This is a genomic window from Microbacterium songi, assembly GCF_042747925.1.
GTDB lineage: Bacteria > Actinomycetota > Actinomycetes > Actinomycetales > Microbacteriaceae > Microbacterium.
In genome coordinates this window covers 50,389-66,463 of the sequence record NZ_JBHZIE010000001.1, presented here as the reverse complement: position 1 = coordinate 66,463, position 16,075 = coordinate 50,389, and the positions used below count along the sequence as shown (strand labels likewise).

Below are 16,075 nucleotides of genomic sequence, written 5' to 3'. Positions count from 1 at the left end.
GGATCTCCAACCTACGCCGCGGGCGCGGGGCTCGACCTGTGAACGGCGGAACGTCGCCCGCGAATCGCGCCGCTGCGATCGACCCTTGCCGGCATGCGGAGAGGTGCCGTATTTCGGAGCACGTCGGGTCGAGGCATCCGCTCTTCAGCAGATCCCCGTCACCCGGCGGGCGACGACCCGGTCCCCTGCGTCGGTCGGCGCGCGCGATGCCGCCGCACCGCCGCGCGGTTCGCGCATCGGACCGAGCAGTACCGCTGGCGGCCGTTGCGCGTCACATCCACGACGACATCGCGGCAGGTGTCCCCCGGCGCCGCGCCGGCCTCGCAGCGTGCCAGGCGGCTCATGCCCCGCGTCGTCAGGTGGAGCGCCGTTCCCACGCTGAACACGGCGAGGAGCACATCGGGTAGGGCTCGCCCCTCGTCGCGGTAGTGCAGATGCCACCCCTCGCCGTCGTGGTCCGTCATCCGCGGGTACGCGCCGACTTCTGCCATGAGGTCGTTCAGCAGGGCGGCCTTCGTCCGCCCGTCACCCGCATCGACGACCGCGAGCCACCGGTCGACCACACGCCGGGTGCGCTCGTGATCGCGGCCGTCGGGCTGGAAGGCCATGGTCATCCCGAAGTCGCGCGCGCGCAGCTCGATGCCCGCCCGGTCGACGGGCCAGTCGTTCGCCAGCGACGCGGCGAGCAGTACCGCGTATTCGCCGTAAGGGTTGAGGTGCATAAGGCCATTACATCATCGTGGACACGTGAGCCCGATCGAGCAGCAGTCCTCCACCCGCCCCCCCGAGCACGCCGAGTGCTCGGAGCACGCGTGGACGACCGAATCGCGCCATCGCGTGAGCTCCGGCTCTGTCGTCTACGCGAAGTGTGCCGGCTGCGGATGTCGACGCGTCGACATGCAGGGCGCCACGGACATCGCCCCGTTCGCTCTCAGCGAAATCATCGATCGAGCAGAGTCCCCCGGCCGAATCGGGCATCGACTCCGGGGCTGAACAGCACCGAGTCCGGCGCGCGGTCCACGATGCCCGGGAGGCCCGCGGCCGCGCAGAGCTCGTCGTGGAGGGACGTCACGGACGCAGGATGCAGCACCCACGGCTCGTGCTCGTTCGGCAACCACTGTGTTCGCCCGAAGCGACGCTGGAACAGGCCCCATCGGGCGGTGAGGAACTGCGAGAGCCCGTCATCCACGGTCTGCGACCCATCGACCGCGACACCGAGACGGAAGCCCGGGCCCCGCCGGGAGGGCGAAGCCGACATGCGGCGGGCGGCGTACTCCCACCCGTCCACGCGTGGGCGCTGCGCGGTGCGCGCCCACATGTAGGGGAGCGAGAACAGGGCACGGGCGGCGAGGACGGCCGGCAGGCTCGATGCCTCGAGCGACCGGAACACCACTCCCCGGCGTCCCTCGTCATCCACGCCGTAGAGGCGCACGTTCACCTCCGTGAACGACCCGCCGATCGGTGAAGGCGGCAGCGGTCCGATCCGGGCGTCGCCGAGCCGGAACGCGATGAGCCCGACCCACGTCGATCCTCCCCACACATCGGGGACGACCCCGGGCGGGAGCAACGGGGCCACGTCCTCGACCGCCGCACGCCAGTGCACGAAGGCCACCTGTCGCCACTCCTGCGCCGCTACGATCGAGCCCCCCAGCGGGGGCGCTGTCCTCGAGATGTCCACGACGTCCAGTCTGGGCGTCGCCGAGGTCGATGGCTCCGTCCGCGGCCGTCGGAAGAACCCGAATCTTATGGGTTTTCGATGATCACGAACGGATAACGGAAAAACCCTTGCCGTCGTTATCTTCTCGTTATACAGTTCAGGAACGGTCGATGTTTTGCTGTGGCAGAGACCGGACATGTGATTGCAGGACACTCTTGGTGCAAAGGGAAAAGGGCCGGCCGGATGCCTCTCCGACCGGCCCTTCACCATCTCCGACACCGTCCGCACCCCCAGCCGCACCGGCGTCGTCACCGCCACCCGCTCAGCTGCGGAAGAACTCCCCCACCGGCACCTCGATGTCGAGCACATCGCCCGGCGGCGCGAGCGGGCAGGCCCAGGCCGGATCGTAGGCGCACGACGGGTTGTAGGCGAAGTTGAAGTCGACGACGATCCTCCCAGCTGCCGCATCCGCCCCGAGATCTGCGCCTTTGACGGTGTCGAGCACGTAGCGACCGCCGCCGTACGTGCCATCCTCGCGACCGGCGAGCGCATCCCGCACCGGCAGGAAGATGCCGCCCCCGTACGTCATCAGCCGCCAGACGTCGAGCGAGCCCGCGCCCGGCAGTTCCACGACGCCGATCCGCTCGAAGGGCACGATGCCGTCCGTGCCGGTCGCAAACTCGAAACCGCCCGGCTCAGCCGGGACGAGGGGCAGCTCGAATCGCCATTCGGGGTCGTAGGGCGCGATCGGCAGCCCCTCGAACAGCAGCCGATCGTCGGCGAGCATGGGAGATGCCGGATGCCGCGACATCAGGTCATCCCGCTCGATGCGCCAGAGCTCATGCGCGTCTTCGGGGTCGACCTCGGCGCGGACGGCCGCGTAGAGCGCGAAGACGCGGCGGCGCCAGTCCGCGGTCTCCAGAGCAGTGCGAGCGGATGTGTGAGCCATGGGTTCAGGCTATGCGCCGGCGGTCACACACCGCCCCCGCCGCCCCCGCCGCCGCCCCCGCCTGCCCCGCCGCCACCGGAGGAACCTCCTGACGTCGACGAAGAGGAGGACGCCGTCGCCGACAGCGTGCCGATCCCGCTCGAGAACGCGGCGGCGCTGAACCCGCCGGTGCCGTAGTACCAGGTCGGCGTGTAATCCGGCCCGTAGAGCACCGCCAGGCGCTCCGCCCACTGCTTCTCCAGGCCGAACACGACCGCGTACGGCAGCAGGGTCTCGTACAGGTCGAGCATCTGTCGCGGGTCGCCGGTGTCGACGGGTCGGCGTTCCGCTCCCGCCGGGGATTGCAGCATCCGGATCCGGTCGGCTTCGGCCCACTCCATGAAGACCTTCAGACCCTGAAGGTGGTCTCGCGTCTCTGCGCCGAGCGGTGTCAGCGGGGTGTTCGAGACGAGACCGATGGCGACGAACGCCGCGATGACCGCGAAGACCAGCACGAGGACGGGGAAGAGCGGCGACACCCCGCCGAAGATCGCCACCATCGCGAAGACCCCCGCCGCGATCGCCAGAAGTATGGAGAGGACGATCGGCAGCATGCGAGGCCCCGCGCCCACCTTGCGGCGCAGTCCGCGCGCATAGATCTCCGTGCCGGCCTCGGCGAGGATCGCCTGCGCGGCCTTCGAGAAGCGCGTATCCGAGCGGCCGAACTCGAAGACGGCACCGGGCGCGAGGTCGGGGAACAGCCCGTCGAGCAGCATCCGCCCGTCACCGTCCGCCCGCGACGGATCGATCAGCTCGGCGCGCAGCGGAGCGCCGCCGTACCAGCGCTTGTCGCCCTCGACGATGCGGATGCTGCCCACCACCGCCTGCTCGAGCACCTCGGCGGGGATCGCCTTGGCCGGCTTGCCGAGCAGCACCGCGCTCTCGAGGGCGTCCACGCCCGACGGCGGCGTGTACTCGGCGATGATCGTCGGTCGCCCCGCCGCATCGCGGAGCTTCCGCGAGCGCGTGATGGCGGCGAGCACGACGACGGCGGCGGCGCCCAGCCCGGTGAGGGCCTGCACCCAGCCCCACGGCGAGGCCAGGTACGACGAGTCGAAGGGCGTGAACGTCCCCCGCGTGAAGGCGACGGCCATCGTCACGGTCTGATACGCCGCAAGCCCGGTGGCGGATGCCTCGACCACGGTCCCCCCATCGGCGTCGGAGCTCGTGCCGATCTCGCACGGGTCGTTCGACCCCTGTGAACCCACATAGCAGGCCGTGTTTCCGGTGAGGGAGCCTTCGAGATCGGCGGGCACGTGCAATCGGGCTGTCACCCGGCCGAACGGCTGGGGCCACTGGACGCCGTTGACGTCCCAGTAGAACTCCTCGGCTTCGGTGTCGTCGAAAGTCCACGTGACGTTCTCGAGCGTGTAGGTGAAGACATAGGTCTGCGCCCCATGCACGTAGTCGTCGGCGCGCGACGTCATCTGGAAGGTGCCGTCCTCGGAGTCCGTCTCGGCGGGCCGGGCATCGCCGCTCTCGTCGGTGATCGACACCAGACGCGGAAAAAGGGGCTGGCCGTTGTAGGTGTCGGGGATCGCGCGACGCATGCCGCGATTCTGGTCGCTGTCGGGGAAGTCGGCGACGAAGGTCTCGACGACGGTCAAGGTGCTCGACCCGTCGTCGGCTCGGCCCAGGGTGTAGTCGGCGTCCATGCTCTGGAACGTGAAGTCCTCGACGGACGCGGGCGCACCCCCCGGGCCGACCGCGGTCACCGCGGCCGCAGTGGAACCGGTCTGGCGGGGCGCCTCCGGCGCGACCGTGGCCAGGGCGGGACCCGCGAGCAGCAGTGCGGATGCCGCACCGGTAGCCATCGCCAGACCCAGACGTCGCAGCATCCGTCTCATGCCTCCCACCCTAGGCGGGGTCGACGCGGGGTCCCGCGCCCGCCGCAGAAGCCCTGCGCGGCATATTCTTGTGGCATGACCGATCGACGCCTCGCCGTGGATGCGTGGGAGAGTCTTTTCCGCGCTCAGCACGAGGTGTTCAACGAGATCAGCAGCGACTTCGACGGCACCGAGCTGTCGCAGGCCGAGTACGACGTGCTGCTCACGGTGACCCGCGGACCCGACATGACCGCGCGGCTGCGTGACGTGACGGCCAACATGCTCATCAGCCAGCCGAGCGTCTCGCGCCTCGTCGATCGAATGGTATCGCGGGGCCTCATCTCGAAGTGCGCCGACCCCGACGACGGCCGCGGATCGATCGTGCGGGCGACGGATGTCGGGGCCACCGCGTTCCGTCGCATCGCCACCGCCCACGGCAAGGCGATCGCCGAGCGGATGTCGCAGCTCAGCGACGACGAACTCGAGCATCTGCGCGATCTCACCGCGAAGCTGCGCACCCCGCGTTCCTGCTGAGCGCCGACCTGCGCCGTCAGGCAGTGCGGCGACGCAGGGTGAGCGAGGCGAGGATGAGGGCGCCGATCGCGAACGCGAAGACGATCAGGAGCGGGCCCGAGACCTCTGCACCACCCTCGCCCGCGGTGACCGCGTTGATCGCGTCGATCCCGTAGCTGAGCGGCAGGACATCGGAGACGGCCCGGAGCACGTCGGGCATCTGATCGCGCGGTACGAACAGCCCGCCGAGGATGATCTGCGGGAAGATCAGGACCGGCATGAACTGCACCGCCTGGAACTCCGTGCGGGCGAACGCGCTCGCCAGGAGCCCCAAGGCGGTGCCGAGGATCGCATCGGCGACCGCGACGAGCCCCAGCTGCCACAGCGGACCGTCGACGGCCAGTCCGCAGACGCCGACCGCGAATGCCACCGTCACCAGTGCCTGCACCGCCGCCACCACCGCGAAGGCGCACGCGTAGCCCACGATGAAGTCCGGTTTACCGAGTGGCGTGGACAGAAGTCGTTCGAGGGTGCCCGACCGCCGTTCGCGCAGTGTGGTGATCGACGTGACGAGGAACATCACGATGAACGGGAAGAGCGCGAGGATCGCGGCGCCGAATCGGTCGAACACGCCCTCCTGATCGACGAAGAGCCACGCGAACAGCCCGATCAGCAGGCTCGGGACCAGCAGCATGAGCGCCAGGGAGCGGGGGTCGTGGCTCAGCTGACGGAGCACACGACCGGCCGTGGCCAGGGTGCGCCCGGGGTTCACCGCCCCACCCCGCCCTGGAGGAGCGCGAGGAACGCGGCATCCGCGTCGGCCGTCCCCGTCGATTCGAGGAGACCGCGCGGAGTCGTCTGCGCGATGACCGCTCCACCGTGGATCAGCACGATCTCATCGCACCGCTGCGCCTCGTCCATGACGTGACTCGAGACCAGCAGCGTGGTCCCGTCGTCGGCCAGGGCACGGAAGATCGCCCAGAGACTCTCGCGCAGCACGGGATCGAGCCCGACGGTGGGCTCGTCGAGAACGAGGAGTCGGGGGCGGCCCAGCATCGCGGTCGCGAGCGACACCCGCCCGCGCTGGCCTCCGCTGAGCGACGAGACGAGCTGGCGCCGGGCGTCCCCGAGATCGACCGCGTCGATCACGCGCGCCACGTCGCCGCGCGGGACCGACAGCACCGTGGCGAAGTAGCGCAGATTCTGCTCGACCGTGAGGTCGTCGTAGACCGACGCGGCCTGCGTGGCGTACCCGACGTCGCGGCGGAGGCCTCGTAATCCTGCCGGTTCGCCGAGCACGGTGACGCTGCCCCCGTCGACCTTCTGCACGCCCACGATCGCGCGCATGAGGGTGGTCTTGCCCCCGCCGCTCGGGCCGAGGAGCCCGGTGATCCGGCCGGCCGGCAGGGAGAGATCCACGCCGTCGAAGACCGTCCGCGGCCCTCGTCGCACGGTAAGGCCGGCGATCTCGACCGCGAATTTATTCATCACGCGATGAATTATCCGGATGCCGCCAGGTCAGGTCAAGGGACCCGGCCTCACGTCCCCGGGTTCGTCGCCGTGCCGTCGAGCCACAGCGTGTCGGACGGGTCGCTGTGCGCCCGTCCCGAGTCGACGTGCGTCGCGCCGATCTGGGGACCTTTCGTGATGACATGGACGAGCGCCATGGCGTGGCCGCGCCCGAGGCCGTAATCATCGGCGAGCCAGGCGATGATCTCGACCGCCTTGGTTCCCGGCCCGAATCCCCTCTCCGTGGCCAGATCGATGAACTGCCGAGGCGTCAGACCCGTCTTGCCCTCGATGTTGTCGAGATATGCCTGGAACGACATGAGACTCCTTCCGCCGCTCTGCGGCACGTGCGATCAATCGAACAGGTAGCGCTGCACCGTCGGGCCGACCCGCTCCACGAGGTCGTCGACGGTGGCCTCCGCCAGCGCCGGAAGCTGCAGGACGTAGCGGGCGATCAGCAGGCCCGCGATCTGGCTCGCGACGAGGGACGAGCGGAACGCAGCATCCGGCGCTTCCACGCGCGCGGCGATGCGGCCGATCAGCTCCCGTTGCAGGAAGGCGGCCATGAGCGGCGTGGTCATACGGTTCCCCAGCGCGGCCCGCAGCAGCACGACCCCGCGCTTGCTCACTTCGGGGCGCTCCCACGATTCGAGGATGTAGCGTACGAAGCGCTCCCCGAGCCCGTCGTCGGGCCCGTCGAGCAGGGCGGGGATGTCGACCTCGGGACGCATCGGGGCACCCACCGTGTGGGCGAAGAGGTCCGCCTTGGTGCCGAAGTAATGGTGCACGAGCGCGGAATCGACGCCCGCCCGCACCGCGATGCCCCGCATCGTGGCGCCGTCGTAGCCGAGCTCGCCGAATTCGTCGATCGCAGCGGCGCCGATGCGCGCCTGGGCATCGGACTCCCCCGCCTTCGGCCGCCCCCGCCGTCGCGGCGGAGTGGGGACGGCGTACTCCGGCATGCGGTCAGCCTAGACCGCGGCCCGCATCCGGGTGAGGTGCTCTGTGATCCGCGGGTTCTCGCCCGCCGCCGTCAGCACTCGATGACGTTGACCGCGAGCCCGCCCTCGCTGGTCTCCTTGTACTTGGTCGACATGTCGATGCCGGTCTGCCGCATGGTCTCGACCACCATGTCGAGCGAGACGAAGTGCGACCCGTCACCTCGCAGCGCGAGCCGGGCGGCCGTCACCGCCGTCGACGCCGCGATCGCGTTGCGTTCGATGCACGGGATCTGCACGAGCCCGCCCACCGGGTCGCACGTGAGGCCGAGATGGTGCTCCATCGCGATCTCGGCGGCGTTCTCGATCTGGCGATTGGTACCGCCCATCACCGCGGTCAGCCCGCCGGCCGCCATCGCGCAGGCCGACCCGACCTCCGCCTGGCAGCCGCCCTCCGCGCCCGAGATCGAGGCGTTCGCCTTGAACAGCGACCCCAGCGCGGTGGCTGTGAGCAGGAAGCGACGGATGCCTCGCCGGCGGTTCGCCTCGGCGATCGCATCCTCGTCTTCGGGCTCACCGCTCCCGAGCGCGCCGGAGGAGACGTCGACGGAGCCGCCGAATCCGAGGAGCGCGCTGCCGACCAGCTCGCCGTGAGGGGTGACGGCGTTGCCCTCGCCCAGCCCGGAATCGGCGAGGAACCGCCACCAGTACATCGCCACGGCGGGCAGGATCCCCGCCGCGCCGTTCGTGGGCGCGGTGACGACGCGGCCGCCCGAAGCGTTCTGCTCGTTCACCGCGAGGGCGAATGCGCCCAACCACTCCCCGGGCAACTCGCGGTGACCGCCGGCCTCGGCCTCCTCGAGCTGTGCCCGGATGACGCCGGCCCGACGCTTCACGCGCAGCATGCCGGGAAGGACGCCGTCGTGATGCAGCCCCTCGTCGATGCTCGAGGCCATGGCGTCCCAGATCGCGTCGAGGCCCGCGGCGATCTCCTCGGGAGTCCTCAGCGCCTCCTCATTCCGGCGCGCGGCCTCCGCGATCGTGATGTGGCGTTCGTCGCACAGTGCCAGCAGGGACGCGGCGTCGTGGAAGCCGAGGGGGAACGGCCGAGACCCGGGAGCGGAGACCTCGCCCTCGCGGCGAATGAACCCTCCGCCGACCGAATAGTAGGTCTCTGCGAGGAGCAGCGCGGGCGTGTCGTCTCGCTGCGCTCGCTCGACGGCCGGATCCGACTCGAGAGCAGGAGCAGCCCAGGCCTCGAGAGTCATCGCGTTCGGATGCCCCGGCAGTCGCGTCCGGGGTGCGAAGACGACGTCCGTCTTCGAAAAGGGCACGTCGTGCCGGCCGTTCAGACGCAGCTCGGCGCCGGGGATCCACAGGGTCCAGGCCTCGCGCACGGCATCCGGATCGACCGTCTCGGGGTGCAGCCCCTGCAACCCGGCGACGACCGCGTCAGGAGTACCGTGCCCGATCCCCGTCGCACCGAGCGATCCGTAGAGGGTGCAGGTGATCCGGGCGACGCGTCCGAGGATGCCGTCGGCGTCGAGACGCGCCGCGAAGTCGTGCGCAGCCCTCATCGGGCCGACGGTGTGGGAGCTCGAGGGTCCTATGCCGATGGAGAACAGCTCGAACGCCGAGATGTAGGCGCTCATACTGCCAGGCTAACCGCGAGGTCGCCGTTACTGGATGCGCGCGACGCGGATCTCGATCTTCACGGAGGGATCGGGGAACATCTCGGCGAGCCGCTCGCCCACGAGATAGGCCGTCTCACGCACGGGAGTGTCCATCGATGCCGAGATCCGCGCGGTGATCAGGGTCGAGTCTCCCCGCGTGACGAGGGAGACATCGCTCGGAGCCTCGGCGCTCGTGACGACGGCGGCGACCCGTGCGGGGATCTGCGGCAGCGTCCCGTGGGCGGGGAACAGTCCCGTCACGCCGGGGACGGCGAGCACGGTGGCGTCCAGGCTGGCGCCTGCGGGGTCGACGACGATGCTCATGCTCGGTCCTTCGTGTGGTCGTAACCGTGGATGTCCTCCACGGTCACGTCGACGGATATGACGTTCAGTTCAGTATGTTCTTCGAGCACGCTGAAGATGTGGGCGCGCAGCGTGTCGGCGACTTCCGGGATCGACGTGCCCCATCCGACAGTCGCGGTGAGGCGGATCTCGATCGGGGCACCGGCGATCTCGGCGTCTCCGATGATCTCGGTCCGACCTATGAAGAGGCCGTCGATCGCATCGCCGGTCGCGCGCAGGAGGGAGCGCACGGCACCCTCCGTGACCGTGATGCGAACGCGCGGATCGGGATGGCGCAGCGGCAGCTCCCGGCCTGCCCGCAGTTCCGCGTGCACGGAGTCCATGATCGACTTGAGCCAACCCTCCGGGGGCGGCGGGAGCTGCGTCGCGTCGTCGTCTATCAGGTCGCGTGAGAGTCGTGCGACGCGCGCCAACGCGTCGAGGGCGTTCAAGCACACTGGGCATGTCTCGATCGAGGCATCCCACGGCTCGCGTCCGCGGTCGAGGTAGTCGCTGAGTTCGTCGATCGTCTTCCCGCAGTCCAGGACCGTGGAGTCGTCGTCGGTCATCGCCATCCCTCCATCTGCGTCGCGATGCTCGCCCGCGCCCTCGCGAGGTTCCCGCGAACGGTGCTCGTGGGTAGGTCCATTTCTTCCGCAATCTCGGTGTAGCTGAGATCCGCCACTTCTCGCAGCAGCCAGCATCGGCGTTGGTTCTCGGGCAGATTGTCCAGAGCGAGGGACAGGGCGTGCAGTTGTGCGTTGCGGATCGCGCGCGCCTCGGGCTGGGCATCGGCGGACACGGATCCGTCGTAGCCGTCGAGCGGGGCGTTGTCGGGGCGCTTCCTGAGGAAGGAGAACGCCTCGCGGCTCGCGATCCTCATCAACCAGGCGCGCACCGCGGTGTGATCCCGCAGACCCGGCAGCTGTCGCCACGCCTGCACGAACGACTCTTGCACAACGTCGTCGGCTTCGCTCAGCGAACCGACTATTCGAGAGACGTAGGCACGCATGAGAGGCGAGTGCCGACGGACGATCTCGCCGAACGCCTGGGTGTCCTGATCGAGAGCGCGTTCGACGAGGATGCGGTCGGGAACCTGCGCCAGAGAGCCTTCCTCTGCGGTGCGATCCTCGCTCATCGACGCTCCTGAAACTTTTTTCGCGACTTTTTCGTGACACATCGGCGCCTCAGCGCCTCTCATCTGTAGAGCGAACGTAACGCTTCCGAGACCGGCCGCGCGAGCGGTTGATCTCGGCCCAACATACGAGGTAAAGGATCAATCATGGCTAACGAAGCCCAGAACACCACGCCCGCAGCTCCGGCCACCGGAACCCCCTCGTCGACGCCCGCAGCCGCCGCGGCGAAGGCTCCTTCGAACTCCCGCGTCGACCGCAGCTTCTCGTCGTCGCGCATCCCCGCGGACGAGAACGCCGCCGGCAGCACCACGATCGCCGATGGTGTCGTCGCCAAGGTCGCCGGCATCGCCGCCCGTGAGGTGGCCGGTGTGTACGCGCTCGGTGGTGGCGGCGCTCGTGCGTTCGGCGCCATCCGCGACGCGGTGAACGCCACCGACCTGACGCAGGGCGTCAAGGTCGAGGTCGGAGAGACCCAGGCCGCCGCCGACGTCACCATCGTCGTCGAGTACCCGGCCCCGATCCAGGAGGTCGCGGCCAACGTGCGTGCCGCCGTCGCCGGCGCCATCACGCGCCTGGTGGGCCTGGAGGTCGTCGAGGTCAACGTCGCCGTCAACGACGTGCACCTGCCCAGCGACGACAACACCGACGACACCGAGTCGCGCGTCTCGTGAGCACCACCGTCACCGGCGCCCTGATCGGCGCCGTCCTCGCGGTGGCCGCGCTCCTGTTCGGGTTCTGGGGCTTCCTTCTGGTCGCCCTGTTCATGGCCATCGGCGCGGTCGTGGGTCGCATCCTCTCGGGCGAGCTCGACGTCCGTGGCGTCGCGAACGCGTTCTCAGGTCGGCGCACGTCATAATGCGCGTCGACCAGATCGGATCCGCCGGTGGCGGCCCCTCGGGGGCCGCCGCCGGGGAGCCCACGTACCCCGGACGAATCGATGTCGAGGAGCGGGTGTTCCGGAAAGTCGCGGAAGAGGCATCCGTGTCCGTGATCGGCGTGAGCCGCAGCGACGTCTCCGTCGAGGTCGCGGACTATCGCGGTGGCATGGCCGTGCGCCTGTCGACGAAACTGCCGATCCCCGATCTGGAAGACACCGCGGCGATCAACGCCGGCCCCAAGGTGCTCGACCGTGCGAGTGCGCTGCAGGAGCAGTTGCAGCAGCGCCTCTCGCATTTGTTCGGCAAAGAGATCCACCGCATCAACATCACGATCACCGGGGCGACCACCCCGAAACGAAGGAGAGTGAGATGACCAGTCCTGCACTGGCCCGCGTCGTGCGACGCGAAACGCACTCCCCGCGCACGGTCGCGATGTTCGTGGCCGTCATCATCCTGATCCTCGCGCTCGCCTACGTCGGGCTCGAGATCGTGCTGCGCCTCCTCGGGCAGCCTGCACTCCTGCTGGGGCCCGGAGCCGGCCTCGCGTGGCTCGTGGGCCTTCCCACGGCTACGCCCGGCGGGGTCCTCGCGACCGCCGGCGCCGTGCTGGCCGTCATCGGACTGATCTTCGTGGTGCTCGCCATCACCCCGGGACGCCTGTCGAAGCACGAGATGACGTGGGACAACCGCGCCGTCGTGGTCGACAACGGCGTCATCGCCGCCGCGCTGGCGCAGCATCTGAGCGACGAGACGGGGCTGCCCCGAGACCAGATCTCGGTGGGTGTCGCCCACCGCAGCGTCGATGTCACGGTGCGGCCGGGAGCGGGAATCCCGCTCGACGAGTCGAAGGTGCGGAGCATCGCCGACGCCGAGATCGCCGAGTACCGGCTCGTGCCGTCCGTCAAGACGCGCGTCCGGGTCGATCGACCCAAGGAAAGCGAGTGGGAGAAGTGAACAACACCAATCGAGCCGCCAACAGGATCCTCCTGTTCGTGATCGGGCTGATCATCCTCGCCATCGGCGCGGCGCTGATCACCGTCACCGTGTGGCCGGCGGCCGTGGACGTGTGGACCGGAGCGGGCGAAGCCGGCCAGTCCTGGCTCGAGCAGGCCGCGTCGGCCACCGCCATGGGGGCGGCCGCCGTCAGCGGACTCGCGCTCGGCGTCCTCGCGCTCATCATCCTGCTGATCGTGCTGCTCATCGTCGCCGTCGTGCGGTCGGTGGCGGGACGTCGCTCGAAGACGGTTCTGCGCTCCAGCGGGTCCGAGAACCCGATCGGCCGTGTGACCGTCAACGAGTCCTTCGCGTCGGATGCGATCACGCACTCGCTCTCGGGTCGCGAGGACATCCTCGTCACGCACGTGACGGCGAACGACATCCGTCGTCAGCCGGTCATGCACGTCAGCGTCACTCCGCGGCAGAACACGTCGCCGCGCGAGGTCGTCGCAGACGTCGATCACCTGGTCACGAACCTCGCCACCCTCACCGGCAGCGATGTTCCGACCTATATCTCCATCCACAGCGGACTGCGGGCGAAGCTCGCACACGATCAGCGCCGGCTGGCCTGATCCGCACCCCCCGAGGAAACTCATGACATTCCTACGCATCCTGTTCATCGCGGCGATCGCCTTCGCCGCGTACCTCCTCGGCGCTCGCGCCGGGCGGGCGCGCTACCGACACATCAAGAAGAACGCCAAGCGCTTCTGGGGATCCTCAGAAGTCCGCGGCGCACGCAAGACCACCCGCCGCACGGCGAAGAAGCTGGTTCGCGCCGCACAGCGCTGAGCCGCCTCACGCCTGTCAGGTCACGCAGGACCCCGCACCACCCACCACGACCCGACCGGGTCACCCTGAGAAAGGAGATGCCATGGGCATCGGAGACAGCATCAAGCACACCGCGGAAGAACTCGCCGGCAAGGCGAAGGAAGCCGCTGGCAAGGTCACCAACAACGACAAGCTCGTTGCCGAGGGCAAGGCAGACCAGGCGAAGGCCGACGTCAAGCAGACGGCGGACAACGTCAAGGACAAGCTCACCGGCGACAAGTAGGCCGTCCGTGCAGAAGCCCCGCCCCGACCAGGGCGGGGCTTCTTCGCGTCCGCAGCGGACCCACTAGTCTCGGCGGAGAAACGCCGCCGCGGAGGAGCACGCATGACCCAGCTGAGTGACGACACCGCCGCAGACATGGCCTTCGTCAGGACCGTCGCAGGAGAAGTGGTGGGGGCGCTCGACGACGACTTCGAGAGCCGGTTCGCCGTGCATTTCCCCACGCTTCACCGTCTCTTCTGCGAGCTGTACGGCGAGCACACGAACGGACGAGAGGCCCTCGCCGACGTGGTCGCGCTGGCCGCGGCATCCTGGAACGCACGCCCTGTCGAACTGAAGGCCCGCGACGCCCAGCGCGAAGCCGCCCCGGATTGGTTCCTCAGCGAGCGGATGCTCGGCGCCGTCTGCTACGTCGATCGCTTCGCCGGCACGCTCGCGGGAGTGCGCGAACAGATCCCGTACTTCCAGGAGCTCGGTCTCACGTACCTCCACCTGATGCCCCTGTTCGAGAGCCCGGAGGGCAACAGCGACGGGGGGTACGCCGTCTCGAGCTATCGGCGGGTCGACCCCGCCCTCGGCTCCATGGACGAACTCGGCGCTCTCGCGGCGGACCTGCGGCTCGCCGGCATCTCCCTCGTGGTGGACTTCATCTTCAACCACACGAGCAACGAGCACGAGTGGGCCCGCAAGGCCGTCGCGGGCGAGCCGGGGTTCGAGGACTTCTACCTGATCTTCCCCGACCGCACGATGCCCGATGCCTACGAGGAGACCGTCCGCGAGATCTTTCCCGACGATCACCCGGGCAGCTTCGTTCAGCTCCCGGACGGGCGCTGGATCTGGGCGACCTTCTACCGTTTCCAGTGGGATCTGAACTACGCCAACCCCGCCGTCTTCCGCGCGATGGCGGGAGAGATGCTGTTCCTCGCCAATCAGGGTGTGGAGATCCTGCGCATGGACGCCGTCGCGTTCATCTGGAAGCAACTCGGGACGCCGAGCGAATCGCTGCCCGAGGCCCACCTGCTGCTGCGTGCCTTCAACGCCGTGCTGCGCATGGGTGCGCCCTCCCTGCTTTTCAAATCGGAAGCGATCGTCCACCCCGACGAGGTGATCCAGTACATATCGCCCGAAGAATGCCAGCTCTCCTACAACCCGCTGCAGATGGCGCTCACGTGGGAGGCTCTCGCGACGAGGGACGCGCGGATGCTGCAGCAGGCCCTCGAGCGCCGCCACGGGCTGCCGCCGGGGACCGCCTGGGTCAACTACGTGCGCAGCCACGACGACATCGGCTGGACGTTCGCCGACGAGGATGCGGCGGAGCTGGGCATCGCGGCGTACGACCACCGCATGTTCCTGAACGAGTTCTACGTCGGCCGGGCGCCGGGCACTTTCGCACGCGGCGTGCCGTTCCAGGAGAACCCCAAGACCGGAGACGCCCGCGTGACCGGAACCACCGCGTCGCTCGCCGGTATCGAGGCCGGCGACCCGGCCGGGGAGGACCGCGTCATCCTCGCGCACGCCATCGCCATGTCGACCGGTGGGATCCCGCTGATCTACCTCGGGGACGAAGTCGCGCAGCCGAACGACTACGCGTTCCGGGACGATCCGCACGAGGCGGGCGACACCCGGTGGGTGCACCGCCCGCGCCGCTCGGTCGCGCGCTACGCGCAGCGGACGGATGCCGCGACCACCGCCGGCCGTGTCTTCGCGCGGATGACCGAACTCATCGCCGTGCGCCAGGCGACGCCGGAGTTCGCGGGGAACGAGCTGATCGACTTCTTCACCGGCATCGCGTCGGTGCTCTCGTTCCAGCGACCGGGAGTCGGCGGGGCGGGCGTCCTGGTGCTGGCGAACGTCGGCGAAGAGCCCGTGCACATCGATGCGCTCACGCTGTCGGGATTCGCCGGAGAGGCGCACGACATTCTGACCGGCTCGGCGATCGACCTCGCGGCCGGAGTGCAGCTGTCCGCACACGGCTTCGCGTGGCTGCGGGTGACCGCTCCCCCATCGTCGTGACCGTGGGCCCGCGGCACCGTGGGCCGAACTCCGGAGATCCGACCGGCGACGTCCGGATTCTGCCGGGTACCGCGCCGATGAGCCCGAGACCTGAGGAGTTCTGCGCGACGCGTATTCAGAAGCAGCCAGCCGACCTCTGTCAACCCCTCTGCCGGCGGACGCCCGGTCACTACCATCGAACACATGTCTGAATCCAACACGTCCGGCGAAATGCTCGGAGCAACCACCCCGTCCGATGACCCCGCCGTCAAAGACCCGTCCGACTGGGTCACCGGCGACGAGCCCATGACCGCCCCGCAGCGGAGCTACCTCGACACCCTGGCACGGGAGGCCGGCGAGGAGATCTCCGCCGACATCACCAAGGGCGAGGCATCCCAGGAGATCGACCGCCTGCAGGAGAAGACCGGCCGCGCAAGCGACTGAGCTCGGCGCAGCCGGCGGCGTACAGGAGGGGCACCCGATGGGTGCCCCTCCTGTACGTGTACCGTCGATGACTCCGGATGGTGACTCCGGATGGTCGCGAAACGGCCTGGCAGGGCGAGATCGAGGGCGAGGGTG

Annotated in this window: 22 protein-coding genes; 10 read left to right on the top strand and 12 right to left on the bottom strand. The window is 69.2% G+C overall.

Going from position 1 to position 16,075, the window contains the following annotated elements; translation table 11 throughout:
* Window positions 1-158: 158 nt before the first annotated feature.
* The 4 genes from ACFM35_RS00360 to ACFM35_RS00345 all read right to left on the bottom strand — a co-directional run bounded on the left by ACFM35_RS00360 (window position 159) and on the right by ACFM35_RS00345 (window position 4,492).
* On the bottom strand, window positions 159-722 hold the full coding sequence (locus ACFM35_RS00360; protein ID WP_378836959.1) for a CGNR zinc finger domain-containing protein: 564 nt from the start codon (window positions 720-722) through the stop codon (window positions 159-161).
* A gap of 218 nt (window positions 723-940) precedes the next feature.
* Complete coding sequence (locus ACFM35_RS00355) at window positions 941-1,678, bottom strand: YqjF family protein (RefSeq protein WP_378836957.1); 738 nt, start codon at window positions 1,676-1,678, stop codon at window positions 941-943.
* A gap of 301 nt (window positions 1,679-1,979) precedes the next feature.
* Window positions 1,980-2,606: a DUF1684 domain-containing protein gene (locus ACFM35_RS00350; RefSeq protein WP_378836954.1), complete on the bottom strand. Its 627-nt coding sequence runs from the start codon at window positions 2,604-2,606 to the stop codon at window positions 1,980-1,982.
* 23 nt (window positions 2,607-2,629) lie between these two features.
* On the bottom strand, window positions 2,630-4,492 hold the full coding sequence (locus ACFM35_RS00345; protein ID WP_378836952.1) for a DUF2207 domain-containing protein: 1,863 nt from the start codon (window positions 4,490-4,492) through the stop codon (window positions 2,630-2,632).
* A 75-nt stretch (window positions 4,493-4,567) separates the two neighbouring features.
* Between ACFM35_RS00345 and ACFM35_RS00340 the strand changes: the two genes are divergently transcribed.
* Window positions 4,568-5,005 (top strand): MarR family winged helix-turn-helix transcriptional regulator, encoded by a 438-nt coding sequence (locus ACFM35_RS00340; RefSeq protein ID WP_378836950.1) that lies wholly within the window; start codon window positions 4,568-4,570, stop codon window positions 5,003-5,005.
* Window positions 5,006-5,021: 16 nt separating this feature from the next.
* On the opposite strand, the gene ACFM35_RS00335 is transcribed toward ACFM35_RS00340, so the two are convergent.
* The 8 genes from ACFM35_RS00335 to ACFM35_RS00300 all read right to left on the bottom strand — a co-directional run bounded on the left by ACFM35_RS00335 (window position 5,022) and on the right by ACFM35_RS00300 (window position 10,584).
* The gene (locus ACFM35_RS00335; RefSeq protein WP_378836947.1) at window positions 5,022-5,756 is read right to left on the bottom strand and encodes an ABC transporter permease; all 735 of its coding nucleotides are present in this window, start codon (window positions 5,754-5,756) and stop codon (window positions 5,022-5,024) included.
* Entirely contained in the window at window positions 5,753-6,472 is a 720-nt protein-coding gene (locus ACFM35_RS00330) for an ABC transporter ATP-binding protein (RefSeq protein WP_378838589.1), read from the bottom strand. Before ACFM35_RS00330 ends, ACFM35_RS00335 begins: the two co-directional genes overlap by 4 nt.
* 50 nt (window positions 6,473-6,522) lie before the next feature.
* Entirely contained in the window at window positions 6,523-6,813 is a 291-nt protein-coding gene (locus ACFM35_RS00325) for a DUF4287 domain-containing protein (protein WP_378836945.1), read from the bottom strand.
* Window positions 6,814-6,846: 33 nt separating this feature from the next.
* Entirely contained in the window at window positions 6,847-7,455 is a 609-nt protein-coding gene (locus ACFM35_RS00320; protein ID WP_378836943.1) for a TetR/AcrR family transcriptional regulator, read from the bottom strand.
* A 71-nt stretch (window positions 7,456-7,526) separates the two neighbouring features.
* The gene (locus ACFM35_RS00315) at window positions 7,527-9,083 is read right to left on the bottom strand and encodes an L-serine ammonia-lyase, iron-sulfur-dependent, subunit alpha (protein ID WP_378836941.1); all 1,557 of its coding nucleotides are present in this window, start codon (window positions 9,081-9,083) and stop codon (window positions 7,527-7,529) included.
* Window positions 9,084-9,110: 27 nt separating this feature from the next.
* Window positions 9,111-9,428: a hypothetical protein gene (locus ACFM35_RS00310; RefSeq protein ID WP_378836939.1), complete on the bottom strand. Its 318-nt coding sequence runs from the start codon at window positions 9,426-9,428 to the stop codon at window positions 9,111-9,113.
* Window positions 9,425-10,015: an Asp23/Gls24 family envelope stress response protein gene (locus ACFM35_RS00305; RefSeq protein ID WP_378836937.1), complete on the bottom strand. Its 591-nt coding sequence runs from the start codon at window positions 10,013-10,015 to the stop codon at window positions 9,425-9,427. Before ACFM35_RS00305 ends, ACFM35_RS00310 begins: the two co-directional genes overlap by 4 nt.
* Window positions 10,012-10,584, bottom strand: coding sequence for an RNA polymerase sigma factor (locus ACFM35_RS00300; protein ID WP_378836934.1), 573 nt, complete (start codon window positions 10,582-10,584; stop codon window positions 10,012-10,014). The genes ACFM35_RS00305 and ACFM35_RS00300 overlap by 4 nt, the downstream gene beginning before the upstream one ends.
* A 144-nt stretch (window positions 10,585-10,728) precedes the next feature.
* On the opposite strand from ACFM35_RS00300, the gene ACFM35_RS00295 reads away from it, so the two are divergent.
* The 9 genes from ACFM35_RS00295 to ACFM35_RS00255 all read left to right on the top strand — a co-directional run bounded on the left by ACFM35_RS00295 (window position 10,729) and on the right by ACFM35_RS00255 (window position 15,940).
* Complete coding sequence (locus ACFM35_RS00295; protein ID WP_378836932.1) at window positions 10,729-11,253, top strand: Asp23/Gls24 family envelope stress response protein; 525 nt, start codon at window positions 10,729-10,731, stop codon at window positions 11,251-11,253.
* On the top strand, window positions 11,250-11,438 hold the full coding sequence (locus ACFM35_RS00290) for a DUF2273 domain-containing protein (RefSeq protein WP_378836929.1): 189 nt from the start codon (window positions 11,250-11,252) through the stop codon (window positions 11,436-11,438). Before ACFM35_RS00295 ends, ACFM35_RS00290 begins: the two co-directional genes overlap by 4 nt.
* Window positions 11,438-11,833, top strand: a complete 396-nt coding sequence (locus ACFM35_RS00285) for a hypothetical protein (RefSeq protein ID WP_378836927.1) — start codon at window positions 11,438-11,440, stop codon at window positions 11,831-11,833. Before ACFM35_RS00290 ends, ACFM35_RS00285 begins: the two co-directional genes overlap by 1 nt.
* Window positions 11,830-12,414, top strand: coding sequence for an Asp23/Gls24 family envelope stress response protein (locus tag ACFM35_RS00280; RefSeq protein ID WP_378836925.1), 585 nt, complete (start codon window positions 11,830-11,832; stop codon window positions 12,412-12,414). The genes ACFM35_RS00285 and ACFM35_RS00280 overlap by 4 nt, the downstream gene beginning before the upstream one ends.
* Complete coding sequence (locus ACFM35_RS00275; RefSeq protein ID WP_378836923.1) at window positions 12,402-13,028, top strand: hypothetical protein; 627 nt, start codon at window positions 12,402-12,404, stop codon at window positions 13,026-13,028. The genes ACFM35_RS00280 and ACFM35_RS00275 overlap by 13 nt, the downstream gene beginning before the upstream one ends.
* Before the next feature lie 22 nt (window positions 13,029-13,050).
* On the top strand, window positions 13,051-13,245 hold the full coding sequence (locus ACFM35_RS00270; RefSeq protein WP_378836920.1) for a hypothetical protein: 195 nt from the start codon (window positions 13,051-13,053) through the stop codon (window positions 13,243-13,245).
* Window positions 13,246-13,327: 82 nt separating this feature from the next.
* Complete coding sequence (locus ACFM35_RS00265; protein ID WP_378836918.1) at window positions 13,328-13,507, top strand: CsbD family protein; 180 nt, start codon at window positions 13,328-13,330, stop codon at window positions 13,505-13,507.
* A gap of 102 nt (window positions 13,508-13,609) precedes the next feature.
* Window positions 13,610-15,517 (top strand): alpha-amylase family protein, encoded by a 1,908-nt coding sequence (locus tag ACFM35_RS00260; protein WP_378836915.1) that lies wholly within the window; start codon window positions 13,610-13,612, stop codon window positions 15,515-15,517.
* Window positions 15,518-15,700: 183 nt separating this feature from the next.
* The gene (locus ACFM35_RS00255; protein ID WP_378836913.1) at window positions 15,701-15,940 is read left to right on the top strand and encodes a DUF3072 domain-containing protein; all 240 of its coding nucleotides are present in this window, start codon (window positions 15,701-15,703) and stop codon (window positions 15,938-15,940) included.
* Window positions 15,941-16,075: the final 135 nt, after the last annotated feature.

Coding starts and splice junctions, on each gene's coding strand:
- ACFM35_RS00360 (WP_378836959.1), bottom strand. CDS start 722: ATGCACCTCAACCCTTACGGCGAATACGCGGTACTGCTCGCCGCGTCG.
- ACFM35_RS00350 (WP_378836954.1), bottom strand. CDS start 2,606: ATGGCTCACACATCCGCTCGCACTGCTCTGGAGACCGCGGACTGGCGC.
- ACFM35_RS00345 (WP_378836952.1), bottom strand. CDS start 4,492: ATGAGACGGATGCTGCGACGTCTGGGTCTGGCGATGGCTACCGGTGCG.
- ACFM35_RS00340 (WP_378836950.1), top strand. CDS start 4,568: ATGACCGATCGACGCCTCGCCGTGGATGCGTGGGAGAGTCTTTTCCGC.
- ACFM35_RS00330 (WP_378838589.1), bottom strand. CDS start 6,472: ATGAATAAATTCGCGGTCGAGATCGCCGGCCTTACCGTGCGACGAGGG.
- ACFM35_RS00325 (WP_378836945.1), bottom strand. CDS start 6,813: ATGTCGTTCCAGGCATATCTCGACAACATCGAGGGCAAGACGGGTCTG.
- ACFM35_RS00320 (WP_378836943.1), bottom strand. CDS start 7,455: ATGCCGGAGTACGCCGTCCCCACTCCGCCGCGACGGCGGGGGCGGCCG.
- ACFM35_RS00315 (WP_378836941.1), bottom strand. CDS start 9,083: ATGAGCGCCTACATCTCGGCGTTCGAGCTGTTCTCCATCGGCATAGGA.
- ACFM35_RS00310 (WP_378836939.1), bottom strand. CDS start 9,428: ATGAGCATCGTCGTCGACCCCGCAGGCGCCAGCCTGGACGCCACCGTG.
- ACFM35_RS00305 (WP_378836937.1), bottom strand. CDS start 10,015: ATGACCGACGACGACTCCACGGTCCTGGACTGCGGGAAGACGATCGAC.
- ACFM35_RS00300 (WP_378836934.1), bottom strand. CDS start 10,584: ATGAGCGAGGATCGCACCGCAGAGGAAGGCTCTCTGGCGCAGGTTCCC.
- ACFM35_RS00295 (WP_378836932.1), top strand. CDS start 10,729: ATGGCTAACGAAGCCCAGAACACCACGCCCGCAGCTCCGGCCACCGGA.
- ACFM35_RS00285 (WP_378836927.1), top strand. CDS start 11,438: ATGCGCGTCGACCAGATCGGATCCGCCGGTGGCGGCCCCTCGGGGGCC.
- ACFM35_RS00280 (WP_378836925.1), top strand. CDS start 11,830: ATGACCAGTCCTGCACTGGCCCGCGTCGTGCGACGCGAAACGCACTCC.
- ACFM35_RS00270 (WP_378836920.1), top strand. CDS start 13,051: ATGACATTCCTACGCATCCTGTTCATCGCGGCGATCGCCTTCGCCGCG.
- ACFM35_RS00265 (WP_378836918.1), top strand. CDS start 13,328: ATGGGCATCGGAGACAGCATCAAGCACACCGCGGAAGAACTCGCCGGC.
- ACFM35_RS00260 (WP_378836915.1), top strand. CDS start 13,610: ATGACCCAGCTGAGTGACGACACCGCCGCAGACATGGCCTTCGTCAGG.
- ACFM35_RS00255 (WP_378836913.1), top strand. CDS start 15,701: ATGTCTGAATCCAACACGTCCGGCGAAATGCTCGGAGCAACCACCCCG.